This is a genomic window from Billgrantia zhangzhouensis (genome assembly GCF_021404465.1).
Classification (GTDB): Bacteria; Pseudomonadota; Gammaproteobacteria; order Pseudomonadales; family Halomonadaceae; genus Halomonas; species Halomonas zhangzhouensis.
This window is the reverse complement of sequence record NZ_JABFTT010000012.1, coordinates 77,182-90,996: the sequence shown is the minus strand read 5'-3', so window position 1 is coordinate 90,996 and position 13,815 is coordinate 77,182. Positions and strand designations below refer to the sequence as shown.

At 63.6% G+C, this 13,815-nt stretch carries 17 protein-coding genes; 1 reads left to right on the top strand and 16 read right to left on the bottom strand.

From position 1 onward, the window contains the following. The first annotated feature begins 95 nt into the window (after nt 1–95). Nucleotides 96–320 (top strand): hypothetical protein, encoded by a 225-nt coding sequence (locus tag HOP51_RS15750; RefSeq protein ID WP_234274866.1) that lies wholly within the window; start codon nt 96–98, stop codon nt 318–320. 61 nt (nt 321–381) lie between these two features. Here the strand turns inward: HOP51_RS15750 and HOP51_RS15745 are convergent, their stop codons facing one another. From HOP51_RS15745 to folE2, 16 genes are all read right to left on the bottom strand, one after another. Further along, nucleotides 382–522 (bottom strand): hypothetical protein, encoded by a 141-nt coding sequence (locus HOP51_RS15745; RefSeq protein WP_234274865.1) that lies wholly within the window; start codon nt 520–522, stop codon nt 382–384. A 94-nt stretch (nt 523–616) separates the two neighbouring features. Continuing rightward, nucleotides 617–1,663: an ABC transporter ATP-binding protein gene (locus HOP51_RS15740; protein ID WP_234274864.1), complete on the bottom strand. Its 1,047-nt coding sequence runs from the start codon at nt 1,661–1,663 to the stop codon at nt 617–619. Next, nucleotides 1,651–3,351, bottom strand: coding sequence for an ABC transporter permease (locus HOP51_RS15735; protein WP_234274863.1), 1,701 nt, complete (start codon nt 3,349–3,351; stop codon nt 1,651–1,653). The genes HOP51_RS15740 and HOP51_RS15735 overlap by 13 nt, the downstream gene beginning before the upstream one ends. A gap of 2 nt (nt 3,352–3,353) precedes the next feature. Further along, the gene (locus tag HOP51_RS15730; RefSeq protein WP_234274862.1) at nt 3,354–4,340 is read right to left on the bottom strand and encodes an ABC transporter substrate-binding protein; all 987 of its coding nucleotides are present in this window, start codon (nt 4,338–4,340) and stop codon (nt 3,354–3,356) included. A gap of 81 nt (nt 4,341–4,421) precedes the next feature. Then, entirely contained in the window at nt 4,422–4,763 is a 342-nt protein-coding gene (locus HOP51_RS15725; protein ID WP_234274861.1) for a zinc ribbon domain-containing protein YjdM, read from the bottom strand. Nucleotides 4,764–4,957: 194 nt separating this feature from the next. Continuing rightward, nucleotides 4,958–5,821 (bottom strand): glutathione-dependent disulfide-bond oxidoreductase, encoded by an 864-nt coding sequence (gene yghU, locus HOP51_RS15720; RefSeq protein WP_234274860.1) that lies wholly within the window; start codon nt 5,819–5,821, stop codon nt 4,958–4,960. Between the two features lie 299 nt (nt 5,822–6,120). Beyond that, nucleotides 6,121–6,753: a LysE family translocator gene (locus HOP51_RS15715; RefSeq protein ID WP_234274859.1), complete on the bottom strand. Its 633-nt coding sequence runs from the start codon at nt 6,751–6,753 to the stop codon at nt 6,121–6,123. 75 nt (nt 6,754–6,828) lie between these two features. Further along, nucleotides 6,829–7,269 (bottom strand): hypothetical protein, encoded by a 441-nt coding sequence (locus tag HOP51_RS15710; RefSeq protein WP_234274858.1) that lies wholly within the window; start codon nt 7,267–7,269, stop codon nt 6,829–6,831. A 43-nt stretch (nt 7,270–7,312) separates the two neighbouring features. Beyond that, nucleotides 7,313–8,068, bottom strand: a complete 756-nt coding sequence (locus HOP51_RS15705) for an alpha/beta hydrolase family protein (protein WP_234274857.1) — start codon at nt 8,066–8,068, stop codon at nt 7,313–7,315. A 27-nt stretch (nt 8,069–8,095) separates the two neighbouring features. Further along, nucleotides 8,096–8,632 carry a GDYXXLXY domain-containing protein gene (locus HOP51_RS15700; protein ID WP_234274856.1) on the bottom strand — a complete coding sequence of 179 codons (537 nt, stop codon included), beginning with the start codon at nt 8,630–8,632 and terminating at the stop codon, nt 8,096–8,098. After that, nucleotides 8,629–9,714 (bottom strand): DUF4401 domain-containing protein, encoded by a 1,086-nt coding sequence (locus HOP51_RS15695; protein ID WP_234274855.1) that lies wholly within the window; start codon nt 9,712–9,714, stop codon nt 8,629–8,631. The genes HOP51_RS15700 and HOP51_RS15695 overlap by 4 nt, the downstream gene beginning before the upstream one ends. Beyond that, nucleotides 9,711–10,709, bottom strand: a complete 999-nt coding sequence (locus HOP51_RS15690; protein WP_234274854.1) for a DUF2157 domain-containing protein — start codon at nt 10,707–10,709, stop codon at nt 9,711–9,713. The genes HOP51_RS15695 and HOP51_RS15690 overlap by 4 nt, the downstream gene beginning before the upstream one ends. Nucleotides 10,710–10,791: 82 nt before the next feature. Next, entirely contained in the window at nt 10,792–11,277 is a 486-nt protein-coding gene (locus tag HOP51_RS15685; protein ID WP_234274853.1) for a DUF523 domain-containing protein, read from the bottom strand. A gap of 38 nt (nt 11,278–11,315) precedes the next feature. Further along, nucleotides 11,316–12,089, bottom strand: a complete 774-nt coding sequence (locus HOP51_RS15680) for an RsiV family protein (RefSeq protein WP_234274852.1) — start codon at nt 12,087–12,089, stop codon at nt 11,316–11,318. Nucleotides 12,090–12,275: 186 nt separating this feature from the next. Next, nucleotides 12,276–12,800 (bottom strand): S-ribosylhomocysteine lyase, encoded by a 525-nt coding sequence (luxS, locus tag HOP51_RS15675; protein WP_234274851.1) that lies wholly within the window; start codon nt 12,798–12,800, stop codon nt 12,276–12,278. Between the two features lie 88 nt (nt 12,801–12,888). Next, nucleotides 12,889–13,797 (bottom strand): GTP cyclohydrolase FolE2, encoded by a 909-nt coding sequence (gene folE2 / locus HOP51_RS15670; protein WP_234274850.1) that lies wholly within the window; start codon nt 13,795–13,797, stop codon nt 12,889–12,891. Nucleotides 13,798–13,815: the final 18 nt, after the last annotated feature.

Below are 13,815 nucleotides of genomic sequence, written 5' to 3'. Positions count from 1 at the left end.
AGTTCCCCCCACCCGGGTCGATATACCTGATGAGCGCATGGCAGGGAGCGCCATGCAGCTCGCACGGTTTCAAGCGACGCAGGGGGAACATAACGATGAACACAATGAACGTGCCGAGATTGACCGAGCCAGAATCGGAATCTCTCGATAATCGGACGCTATGCAAGCGCCTAGTCATGGCCAAGATGCAGCTGGACCGGCTGGTGCGCGATACGACCAGCAAGGATCTGAGCGCGCTCAGCGCGGCCCGCGTGGAGTTCGCTCTTGCTTCGCGGGCATTGGCCGACGCTCTCATCGCACAGGAGGAAATGACAACCTAGTTTTGCGCCATATCACTGTCAGGCGGGTCGACATTGGCACCGCGAGTCGTGCTACCGGGCTCTACTTCGATGGCAAGGGCATCAGACGCAGTTGGTCTAACCGCTCCCAATCGTGCTCATCGAGTCCACTCAAGCGAATGGCCTGCTGGCCAGGGACCGCCAGTTCTGCCGTGTGCCAGGCGCGCTGCAGCGTGCTGGTCACGACTCGCTCCAAGGCATCCGCTTGCCCTCGGCCTCGACCAGGATGGCAACGAGGGCCTTCTCTCCCAGGCCGCTGAGAACCTCGATGCGCAGGCTCATGCGTCGGGCTCTAGACACCAACCCTCGTGCAGCAGCAGCGCCACCCCCTGCCCTTCGGCCAGCGCAGTGTGATGATAAGCCAGCAGCGTCTCGCCGCTTTCCAGGCGCAGGTGCAGCTCGTGGCGCTCGCCGCGAAAGGTCGCGCTCTCCACCCGCGCTCGCAGGCCGCGCTGGGAAGCCGACTCGGGCAGCACCGTGACATGCTCGGGACGCACCAGCACCGGCTGGGTGCGCTCGGTGGCGACGGCGGTGAGTCCACGCATCAATGCAGCCTCTTCCAGGTGCAGCCCCGGCCGCCCCGCAGCCACCTCGAGCAGACTGCCCTGGCCGATGAAACTCGCCACCCAGGCGCTGCGCGGTCGGCGGTAAAGCGCCTCTGGCGTGGCCCACTGCTCCAGCCGGCCGCCACGCATCACCGCAATGCGATCCGCCAGCGACATCGCCTCGCTCTGGTCGTGGGTCACGTAGATCATGGTGGCCCGGGTGCGACGATGAAACTCGCGGAAGCTCTGCTCCATGGTCGCACGCAGGTGGCGGTCCAGGTTGGCCAAGGGCTCGTCTAGCAGCACCACTTCGGGGTCGGTAACCAGGCAGCGAGCCAGCGCCACGCGCTGACGTTGCCCGCCGCTCAGCTCCTGCGGCGAACGCGCGGCGTAGGCGGCAAGATCCACCAGGGCCAATGCCTGGGCCACCCGGCGCCGGTAGGCATCACCCTCCAGACGGCGCAGCTTGAGCGGGTAGCCGACATTGTCGGCCACGCTCATGTGCGGCCACAGGGCATAGGACTGGAACACCATCGCCATGTTGCGGCGCTCGGGCGGTACGTGGCACTCACGGCTGGCCAGGGTGCGATCGCCCAAGCGAATCTCGCCCTCGCTAAGCGGCTCGAAGCCGGCCAGCATGCGCAGCATGGTGGTCTTGCCGCAGCCGCTGGGGCCGAGCAGAGCGACGAACTCGCCCGGTGCGACATCCAGCGAGAGCGCATCGACGGCACACTGCTCGCCGAAGCGTTTGGTGACACGATCTATCGTCAACCCTGCCATGGCACGACTCCCTTGGGCAAGCGCGGCGCCAGCAGACTGAGCGCCAGCATCAGCGTCGCCACCATCATGACCACCAGTACCGAAACCGCGGCGGCCAGTACGCTCTCGCCCCCCTCGTCGAGGTTGAAGATCAGTACCCCCAGGGTTTCGTTGCCGGCACTCCACAACAGCGCCGAGACAGTCAGCTCATTTACCGCCAGCAAGAACACCAGCAGTCCACCGGCGAACAGCGCCGGCGCCACCAGCGGCAACACGATGCCACCCAGTCGCCGCCAGGGTCCGGCACCAGCAAGCTGTGCGGCCTCCTCCAGCGAGGGATCGAGCTGAGCAAGGCCGGCTGCCACCGGTTTGAGGCACACCACCAGGAAGCGCGCCAGGTAGGCGACGAAAATCAGCCCCAGGGTGCCGTAGAGCGCCACGTTAACCACGGGAATGGGACGCACGAAAAGCAGGATGCAGGCCACTGCCAGTACCACGCCCGGCAGTGCGTAGGGCAGCTCGATGGCACTGAGCGCCAGGCTCTGCCAGCGCTGCGGCAAGCGCTGTAGGCGGTAGGCCAGCGGCAGGCTGCAGAGCATCAGCACCACGGCGGCACCGCCCGCCAGCCACAGGCTGTTGCGCACCGCGCGCCAGGTCGCCCCCTGGCGGCCGATCACCTCGTGATAGGCATTCAACGTGGCGGTCTCCCAAGTGAGCGCCACGCCCATGGCAGGCACCAGCGAACTCACCACCAGCGCAGCCAGAGGGGCGACGAGTATCGCCAGCAGTACCGTCACCAGTAGTACGGTCACGCCGCCGCGCCAGCGCCCCAGCGAAAAGTCGTGGGCACGCCCCGAATGGCCCACCAGGCCGAAGCGGCTGCGCTTCATCCACGCTTGTTGCAGCGCCACGCCAGCCAGTGCCAGCACGCCGATCAACAGCGACAGCGAGGCCATTTCGGCCAGCACGCCGGTACCAAAGCTGGCCATGCGCTGATAGATCAGGGTCGGCAGTACATAGTAGCCGGCGGGAATGCCCAGCATGGCCGGGATGCCGAAGTTGCCCAGGCTGGAGATGAACGCCATGGCGCCGCCTGCAATCAGGCCACCGCGGGATACCGGCAGGATGATCTGCCCCCATACCTGAGCCTGGCGGGCGCCGCTGATACGAGCCGCCTCGACCAACTCACGAGGCAGAGAAAGCAACGAGGTACGCAGTGCCAGGAACACCAGCGGCGCACTCTGGATGCCCAGCAGCAGGGCGATCCCCTCGGCGGAATAGAGCGGCTGAGGGCTGCCCAACGGCGGCGCCATACCGATGCTCTTCAGCAGCGGGCTGGCGGGCCCGAACAGCTGCAGCCAGCTCAACGCCGTGACCTGGGGCGGAATCATCATCGGCAGCATGAAGCAGAACACCAGCCAGGCTTTGCCGCGAATGTCCGTCAGCGTGATCACGAAGGCGAACAGGCTGCCCAGCGCCAGGGCGATCAGCATGCCCAGTCCCGAGGTGTAGAGGCTGCGCCACAGCGCCCGCCAAGTACTCTCGGCCTGAAGCACGCGCCACAGCGGAGCCTCGCTGCCTTGGGCCAGGTCGCCCAGCGCTTCGAACAGCAGGCGCAGACTGGGCACGAGGCTGAGCGCCACGATAGCGATCGTCAACAGGGTAAGCAGCCAGCGTTGCTGGCTGCCTTCGGTCAGGCTCGGTGCCATGATCAACTGCCGAACAGGTCGCCAAAGCGCTGCTTGAGCTCGGCTTCCCTGGCCAGGACACTCTGGGTATCCAGCGGCATCAAGGCGATCTCGTCACGCGGGGGGAAGCCCTCGGGCGGCGTCACCTCGGGGTGCGCAGGCAGATAGCCCTGCTCGCTAACCAGCTCCTGCCCCTCCTGCGAGAGGACGAAGTCGACGAACTTCTGCGCCGCTTCGAGGTTCTTGGCACCCTGCATGATGGCGACCGGCTCGGTCACGGCGCTCACTCCCTCTTCGGGGAACACGAACGCCACCGGTGAGCCCTTGGCAGCCTCGCGAATCGGCAGGAAGTCCACCACGATGCCGTAGGGTTTGCTGCCCGCCGCCACCGCATTGAACACGCCGCCGTTGCCGCCCTGGGCCTCGGTGCGGTTGGCCTGCAGTGCCTCGTAGTAACCCTCGCCCAGTTCGGGATGGGCCTCGACCGATGCCATGTGGATCAGCGCGGCGCCGGAGTATAGCGGGCTCGGCATGGTGACCTGCCCGGCGTATTCGGGTTGGGTGAGTTCCTGCCAGCTCTGCGGCTGACGCTCGGCGCCGGTGTTGTAGACGATGCCCGTAGTGATCAGCTTGGTGCCGTAGTAGTAGCCCTCAGAATCGTACAGCTCGGCAGCGTAGGGCTCGCGCTCGGGGCTCAGGTAGCCCTGCAGGTGCCCCTCCTGCTTGAGCGACTCCATGGTCATGCTGTCGGCGATCAGCAGCACGTCGGGATTGCTGACGCCAGCGGAGAGTTCAGAACGCAGGCGGGTCATCAGTTGCGTGGTACCGTCGCGCACCCATTCCACCTCGACTTCGGGATGAGCGGCTCGAAAGGCATCGACGGTCTGTTGGGCGTCGCTGTTGGGCTGGCTGGTGTAGAGCACCAGCTTCTCGTTGGCGAATGCCGGGAGGGTCAGACCGGCAAGCAGCACGGATGCGGAAAAGGCCGTTACCAAGGAGCGCTTGTGCATGAGAAAACCTCCGATGAGTGAGTCTCATCCAAAGTACTGCCGTTAGCTTACAGCTCGGTGACAGCCAGTGTTCCCCGATGCTTATACCTTCTTGACGAACTCCGACTTCAACTTCATCGGCCCGAAGCCGTCGATCTTGCAGTCGATGTCGTGGTCGCCTTCCACCAGGCGAATGCCCTTCACCTTGGTGCCCACCTTGACCACCGACGAGGTGCCCTTGACCTTGAGATCCTTGATCACGGTGACACTGTCGCCATCCTGCAGCACGTTGCCATTGGCGTCGCGCACCACCTTCTCGTCGCCAGACTCCGATTCATCCGCCACGCTCGACCACTCGTGGCCGCACTCGGGACAGGCGTACATGTCGGCAACTTCGTAGGTGTATTGAGAATGGCAGGCGGGACAGTTCGGCAGTGAGCTCATGGGCTTCTCTTGGACAGGTTTCGCAGAGCGCGAAGCATGCCAGAGCGTCCATAGGGTGTCCAATGACATCCCCGGCACAAGCCTCTATCCCCTAGCCCTTCAGCCCCTTGGCATAGAACGCCATCCCCTCGCTACAGCGAAATCCGAGCCCCTGGTAGAACCCGGCGGCCTGGCTGGCTCATTCATGCCTTCTCCTAGCGCTTGTCCTGGGTGTTGTGCTCGAAGTCGCTGGCATCGTGGCGCTCATGCAACTGCATCTCCTGTGGACCGAAGGTACGGTTGACCATGCGCCCGCGCTTCACCGCCGGGCGGGCATCGATCTCCCTGGCCCAGCGCTGCACGTGCTCGTACTCCTGCACCTGCAGGAATTCGCCGGCATCGTAGGCGCGGTCCAGCGCCAGTTGCCCGTACCAGGCCCAATTGGCGATATCGGCGATGGTGTACTCATTGCCACCCAAGTAGCGGCTCTCGGCCAGGCGCCGGTCCAGCACATCGAGCTGCCGCTTGGCCTCCATGGCGAAGCGGTCGATGGCGTACTCGATCTTGATCGGCGCGTAGGCGTAGAAGTGGCCGAAGCCGCCGCCCAGATAGGGTGCGCTGCCCATTTGCCAGAACAGCCAGTTCAGCGTCTCGGTGCGCCCGGCCGGTTCCTGGGACAGGAACTCGCCAAACTTCTCGGCCAGATAAAGCAGGATCGACCCCGACTCGAACACCCGGGTGGGCGGTGTGGTGCCATGGTCCATCAAGGCCGGAATCTTGGAGTTCGGGTTGACCTCGACGAAGCCGCTACCGAACTGTTCACCCTCGCCAATACGAATCAGCCAGGCATCGTACTCGGCATCCTTATGGCCTCTCGCCAGCAATTCCTCGAACATGATCGTGACCTTCACCCCGTTGGGCGTGGCCAGCGAATAGAGCTGGAATGGATGCTTGCCGACCGGCAGTACCTTATCGTGGGTGGGGCCGGCGATGGGCCGGTTGATGTTGGCAAACTGACCACCGCTCGCTTTCTCCCATTTCCACACCTTCGGCGGTACGTACTCGTTTTCTTGGCTCATGAGTGCTCCAGAACGCAGAGTGTCGAAGCGTCCCGCTTCCCGACGGGATGAAGGACGCGTGCAGTAGAAGAAAGATAGCCTGTTAATGGTCTGACATCGAGCCACAGCCTGACCCGTTCAGGCGCGCGCACCGCCCAAAGGCCCATGCCATGCGGAACGGACCCAGCGCCGGATCACATCGGCATCGCCACTGATTGGTCGAGGGCGGCCGAACCCAAGGCAGGATCGTTCTAGAGGGGTGCTGACATTCCCCAGGCCGATGCCCTAACGGACGAGTTGGCAATTGGGCGATGTCCGGCTCAGCGATTGGCGCTCGAGACGATCAACGTGCCGCCGGCGCCCAGGAACAAGCCCCCGGTAGTGCGATGAAACGCCCGCATCCTGCCGGGGCTATCGAACCAGCGGCCCAGCCCCGAACCCAGAGTGGCGTAGAGCGTCATCAAGGTCGTGTCGATGACCAGCCAGGTCAGCGCCAGGATGACGAACTGAATCAACTGCGGTTCGCCGATGGTGATGAAGTTGGGAAACAGGGCAGCGAAGAACAGCAAGTCCTTGGGATTGCCGATACCCACGAGAAATCCCTGACGGAACATGGCGGGAACCGATTGGCCCTTCACCGCCGCTGGTGCATCATTCAGCGGCGATTGGGGCCTGGCCAACCAGGCCTGCAATCCCAGATAGATCAGGTAGGCGCCACCCAGCAACTTCAACACGAAGAAGGCGGTTTCCGAGGTGGCCAGCACGGCACCAAGCCCCAATGCGGACAGTGTCATCAACACCAGTGAAGCCACACCGCCCCCCAGCACCGTGGCGAAAGCCCGGTGCCGGCCGAAACGCAGGCCATGCGTGGTGCATAGCAGCGCCACCGGCCCGGGAAAGATGATCAGGGCCGTAATCACGCCCACGTAGGTTATCCAGGTCCACCACTCCACGAGCCATCTCCTTGTAGATCACCATGTCACCTGCGGGCAGGCGGTCGACAGCAAAGTTCGAGCTTACCGCAAAGGCTATTGTTGCGCCTGAAGAGACAGAGGCTCCCGGGGTGTCCTCTGCAGATAGGCCAGGTGGAGAAAAGGCACCAACAGCGGGCTGGCAAATATGCCCAAAGCAATGATGATCCCCCACTCCGGTAGCTCCCAACCGAAGGCGACCAGGCAAAACAGCATCAAGGAGACGGTTATCAACCCGGCGCCCATGCAGGCGGCTCGCCACCACCAGAGGAGCCGTGCTCGTCGTGTCAGGTAAGTGATTGCCGAACACCACAGCCCGACGATACCCAGCATGCCGACCAATGCGAAGAGCATGATCGCGAGTTCTTCCAGCCCCCAGGGAAATCCCACCGTCATGAGCAGGGCCAAGCCGAAAAACAGGCAGAACACACTAACCGGCAGTGCCAGCAGGAGCATCTCGGCAACGATCAGAATCTTGTGGCGCAACTCCCTATTCATGCTCTTTCCTGTCTCTTACGCCGTGCGGTTATGGTTGCCGAACTCAACCACCAAGGTACTTCTTGAGAAAATCAATCAGATACTCATGATGGAGATTTTCGCCGGCACTACCCGGTATGTGATCTTCTCCCTCGTAGTAATGCACTTCGGGTGTGCGCCCATGCGCCTGGAGTCGCTTCTCCAGGCGTCTCGTCATTTCCACCGACCACATCCTATCTTTCGTACCATGGGAGAGGAATAGCGGCCCGGGATATTGCTCCACTTCGATCGGTGTCGTGGGCAGTAGTCCCTCGTTCCGCCATGTCCAGGCTCGCCTGCTCGCATCCCAGGCCTGCCAGCCAGGGTCACCGGAGTCACGATAGCTGGGAGAGTCGAAGGCTCCGCAGACCACATCGGGAGGGCTGTGCACTGCAACGGCTTCGGGAAGTCCCGTCATCTTCTCCTTGGCCATCAATGCAGCGAGAAGCAACGCATGCTCGGCTCCACGCGAGACACCATAAAGGCCGACTCGCGTACCGGCATACGAAAAGGCACGCAGTGCAGCCAAGGCTTCCACGCTGCGCTCAAGTGAATAATCGACGATGCTTCCAGCGTTCCAGGCATTACCACCGCTGGAATAGCCCAAAGGAAAGGTCAGAAAGCCGTGGGCAGCCAGTATCACGGCGTTGCGATGGCTCCATCCTGACCAGGCTCCTTCCGAGCCATGCAGGATCATGACGGCGGGGAAAGGCCCTTCTCCAGGGGGGCCATAAGTGGTACCCCATTCGGGAATGAGGCGTCTGACGATGCGCAGCTCCATGGATGACTCCTGTCGTTGTACCCGCTTTCAGCGCTCCATCTCCCCGAGCAGTTCCAACTCAGCATCGTGCAGTGACACGAGCAGCGGCTCGCCGCGCTCGTTGACGCGAAACTGCCCATAGCGTGCGGGTTCGTAGCGCTCGGCGTGGCCTTCCTGGAAGAAGAAGGCATCGGTAGCGAACCGCACGCGGCCATTGCGCACCCGGTAGCGCAGGCGCATTTCGTCGGCGGCGAGGGAAGCGTGGCTCGCGCCCAGGCGCTGGAAATGGGCCACGCGCTCTGCGTCCAGGCGGACGACGACATGCCCATCGGCGGCGTTCAGTTCACCGCTCTGCCAGCGCCTTTCATGCAGTGCGTCCTGGATCTGGTTGCCGATCTCGAAGTTCAGCGCCATGTAATCGCCCTGCATCAGCGAGCGCGGGTCCACCGGCGCCAGCTCCAGGTAAACCATCTCGCCCTCGGCCAGGTGGCGCTCCTTGGCCCGGATGCTCCAGTTGACCAGCGTCAGGATCAGCACGGTGGCGACTACCACCACGACCCTGTCGAGCTTGGCTGTCGCGATCATCGGCTTGCCCCCTCCCCCGCATCGGCCCTGCCATCGTCCTTTCCTTCGATTGGCCACCAGCGGCGCAGCGCCCAGCGAATCGCCAACAGCAGCCCGCCCAGGGCGAACAGGGTCAAGGCCTTGCTCAGCAGGGTCACCTCGAGCCAGTAATAGTAATTGGCGATGGAGAACAGCAACAGCAGCACTCCGCCCCCCATCACCAGCCGGTGGCCAATGGCAAAGCCCAACATCACCACCACGGCGCCCTGGATCAAGCCATGGGCCTGCAGCGAAAGCAGCAACAGAAGCATCATGGCACCATAGGCGGCCAGGCGAACGCTCGGTACTGTGGCCTGGGCGTGACGCTTGAAGAGCTGCCGGAGCAGCAGCAAGAGCGCCAGCGCGCCCAGGACATTTCCGGCCCAGGGTTCCAGCCAGGCCAGGCTGGCGCCGGAATCGTAACGCCAGTTGAGCAGCGGCTGGCCAAGGTACGCCATGGCCTGGATGGCCACCAGGCCAAGCAGCAGGCCGAGGCCTAGCGCCTCCATTGCCCGCACTCGGGCCGGCCAGCGAAACTCGTTGAGGAAGAGTACGACCAGCGCCAGCAGCACCAGGCCAACGGCCATGGAGGGTACGGCGATGCCTTCGGCCAAGGCCAGATAGAGCGCCAGGCTGGCGGCAAAGGCGGAAAATGCACGATGCGTGAGGCTCGGCATCGCCAGGGCGAGCGCAACCTGCAGCACCAGCAGCGACCACCACAGGCCGACGGTCGTACCCTCCAGCAGGGAGGCGATTGCCCAGGCCACCAGCAGTTGCCCCGCCAGGCTCGCGGCCAGCGCCAGGTGCTCCAGGAAATCTCCCTTGGCCATCTGCAGCGCCATGAAGGCACCGGCGATCATGACCAGTCCCAGGGCGGCGGCGGCAGCGCTATTGTCGAGCACGAACACCGCCCCCATGGCGAGAAAACCGAGCAGGAACAGGGCGGCAAGCCACCCCGAGAAGGCCTGCAGCGCCCGCACGAACCAGGGCGTATCGAGCTCTGGCGAGCCTTCGCCTGGCGTAACCTCGATACCGGCCTGGACAAGTCTGTCCCTGAGCGTCATGCCGACATCTCCACGTGAAGCCGCTTGAGCCAGACCACCGCCGCACCTCCTAGCGCCAGCACCACCACAGCCAGCAGCAGGAAGCCGCCGGCGTCGGCCTGCCACAGCAGGTGCCGGGCCAGAAACAGGGTGACCACGGCAATGACCGACAAACAGCCCCCCGCCAGCATGAACAGATCCGGCCGCCAATGGCGATAGATCGCGTAGAGCGCCGCCAGCCAGAACGAGTATGTCAGCACGGCAGGCGAGAAGTCGGTCCGCCCGTCGAAGATGAAGACCATCACCAGCAAGGTCAGTGGAATGCCGCTGCCCAGCGCCAGCAGGCACGTGGCCCATCCGGTTGATAGCCAGCGCCAGCGTCGTGCGCCCAGCTCCCACAGGGCCAACGCTGCGGTATTGAGTGCGAACAGCCCCCACAGGGCGGCAGTGTCGCTGACGAACAACGCATCGAACGCACCGCCCCAGGTGCGGAAATAGAGCACGAGGGAAAGATTGAGCAACCCCAGCCACAGCACCCAGAGCGCATCGAAACGCGCCACCAGGGTCCAGGGCAGCATCAGTACGGCCCAGAAGAAGAACAGCTGCCAAGGGTCGGCCCCAGTCTGGTACACCTGGCCGAACAGGGCCAACAGCACGCCCAGCAGCAACGAGGCCGCCATGAGTGCCACACGCGTCACTATGGTTGCTTTTACACTGTCATCCGCTCCGCCGCGCCCGGCAGCCCACCAATAGACGCCGATAGCCACCAACAATGCCGCCTGCACCAGCCCGAAGCGCAGCCAGCGCCCCATCTCGGTCCAGTTGTAGGCGATAAGAAACAGCAGCCCACAGGTCAGCGCCAGCGTGCCCAGCCACAACAACAACCGATCCAGGAACACGCGCCAGGCCCGCCCCGTGGGATGGAGTCCTGAAAGCGCAACCGTCCGCGTCACTTCCTCGCGCGGTATGGCGCCCTGATCGATCAACCCCACCAGCTCACGGCGAATGGAAGCCATATCGTGTCCTTCGTGCCTTTTCGTAACGTGGCTGATAGCAGAGTACAGCGCATCGCGAGAGTCGCCTGCCATTCAGCACTTGCTAGAGCGCCTCCACTACCCGCCCCGCCTCGACGATGTCCTGCTGGCCAAAGACTTGCACGCCGTGTTGACGCAGCAGCGCTGAGGTGACCCCGGCGCCAGCCCTTTTCTCTCCCGAGAAACTGCCGTCGTAGATCTGCATGCTGCCGCAGGAGGGGCTGTGCTCAGTCAGTACCGCCACCTTGATGTCATGCTTCCGGCACAGTTGAAGTGCCAGCGAGGCTCCCTTCAGAAATACCCTGGTGAGATCGACACCGCAGCGGTCGACGACCCGCGCAGATCCAGCCAGCACCCCGTGCCCATCGCCCGTCACGATCTCGGCGGGAGCCCTGGGCGTGGGCAAGCCGGCATCGACCTCTGGACATACCGCAACCACCCGTCCCTCAGCCTGCCACTGCGCGAGGATCTCCGAGACCAGGCTCTTGGCAGCGCCATCGTAGCGCACCCGCCTGCCCAGCAGGCACGCGCTGACCAGCACCTTCTCCATTGGATCTCCTCATTCGCCCGGATCGTCACTTCTCAGCTCTATTGACCACCGAGATAGCGCGGCACGGCGACGCCTTCAAGTTCCTCGTGAGGAATGCGCAGCTCCGGCTGGCCAGCGGCATAGGGAGCGATCTCATAGACGTTATACTTGACCGCCCAAGCCGTCTCGAGTGGCGCCACGTTGCGATTCTCGCTCAGTGGCCAGTCGGCGGCGAAATCGTCCCCCAGTTCCTGCTCCCGGAGCCAGCGCACATGGGCCCGGGCAACCGCTGCCTGAAAGGCCTCGTATTGATCGTCGAGCAGCATGTCATCGAGGGTCACGACCTGCCCCAGACTCTCGTCAATTACCATGAACTCGGTCAGCGGCATACCGTGGGCCTGGCCCGCCTGGTAGACATGAGTATTCAGTTCGATGATCAGCAGATCGTCATGGCGGGAGATGACTTTTGCCTCGAGCAGAGCCTGACTGGCGCCATGTGGAGAAAACCGGCGCGCTTCCCTGGCCTGCTCGAAGAAAGCCTGAGAGTAGTCTTCCCAAGAGTCAGTCGGCCACTCGGTCTCGCTGTCGGTCATTCCCTGTCCCATGACCAGCAGCCGTGTGCGCAGCGCTTCGCTCAGCTCCGGCGAGGCGGGGAAGTGCAGTGCACTCACCTCCACCTTGGCACAGTGTTCCGTTGGACAATCCGTCTCCATGAAACTTGCCTCTACGGCCTCGTAATCCAGCTGGCTCGCCTGAAGCGGCACCTCCTCGGCCCGACACCCGGCCAGAGTAGCCAATGCCAAGGCGATTAGTACGACGTTGCGGTATGCCATCCTGCTCCCTCCCGTTACGTGACGCCTCGTTGCCTTCCTGTTGTTTACTGTAGCGCCGTATTAGGCGGGTAACGAGAAACCTGGGCCGACACTCACCACCGCACCCTCGCCGCGACGAGAATGCATTATCGCAGCGAGGGGGCCCGCATGGCCCAATGGCGTTGCTGGTATTCCATGAATCCAGACCTATGCGTCAGGGTTGCCCAGCGCTTTCAACCGTTCGGCGCTCAGCGCAAGATCTTCGTTCCTGTTGACCCCGACACCGCGCTCGATGATGCTCCGCGCGATCTCCTGCGCCTCTTCCAGGGAGTGCATCACGAAGGTGCCGCACTGGTACTCGTTCAGCTCCGGGATGTCTTCCATCCGCTTGACGTTCAAGACGTCCTGCATCGCCGCGAGCCATGCTTCACTCACACGCTCCTCGCTGGGGTTGCCCAGCAGGCTCATGTAGAACCCTGTGCGACAGCCCATCGGTGAAATATCGATGATTTCGACATCCTTGCCGTTCAGGTGATTGCGCATGAATCCTGCAAACAGGTGCTCCAGGGTGTGAATGCCCTTCTCACCCATCATGTCTTCGTTCGGCTTGTTGAAGCGCAGATCGAACACCGTGATGGTGTCGCCGGAAGGCGACTGCATGGTCTTGGCGACGCGCACGGCCGGGGCGGCCATGATCGTGTGGTCAACGGTAAAGCTATCGAGTAAAGGCATGTTCAATCCTTCTTGCCGGTCAGGTTCGCCGAAACGCCCATGGTAGCATGGGTTGCCCACCGGCCCGGAACCAACGCTGAGCGCTCCGTCACACGCCCTCTGTTGCGTCGCCCCAGTTCCACTCGCTGCGCGCCACGGCGTCGTGAGCATGCAGGCTTTCGGCATGCACCACGCGCAGCCGAAAGCCATCGATACCGGGCTGCTCGCGCAGGGCATGGTGCAGGCGGCGCGCAGCGTCCTCGCAGAACATCAGGTTCTGGCCGTTGGCCAGGGCAAAGGCTTGCTCGTCGATCCGTTTCACCGCCGTTTGCAGTGCGGTACCCAAGGCACGCTCCGCACGATCCACCAGCGCGAGCAGCGGCAGCTCGTCCTGGCCGTCTGCCAGGCGCAGCGAAAGGTGCGCCTGACTGCGCTGACTGTGGGGCGTGGCCAGGATGCCCTGCTCACTGCCGAGCCAAGCCCGCACCGCCTCGCGGCTGACCGGCATGTCGGTGAAGTCCTCGTCGAAGGCCTGTTGAATCAGCTGACGCGCCAGGGCGGCCGAGCAAGGGCAGGTGGAGGAGTAACCCACCGTGAGATCAAGCGTGGCGTGAAAGCCTTTCTCGTCGCGCCGGCAGCGCACGGCGAAGGGATAGCGCTTCCAGCCCGCCAGAGGGCTGATCAGCGCGGGACGCTTGAGCATCGCCTCACCGCTGAGATCGAGGAAGGCGCTATGCGAGAGGCCCTGATGACTGTCGAGAAAGGCATCCAGCACCGTCGCCACGCGTACCAGTGAAAGCTCGCGCGATTCGAGTTCGGCCAGGGCCAGGTAGAGGCGAGACATATGAATGCCACGCGCGGTGGGATCGTCCAGGCTGACCCCCGCCGAGGCGTAGCCGGTGACACCTTGGCCGGCGACCTGCAACGGCAGGGCGATATTCTCCATCCCTACCCAGCTCAAGGTGCCGAGACGAGAGGCGGGAGCCGTGGCGATATCTTCCAGTGCTAACCGATTCATCGGGGGGACTCTTTACGC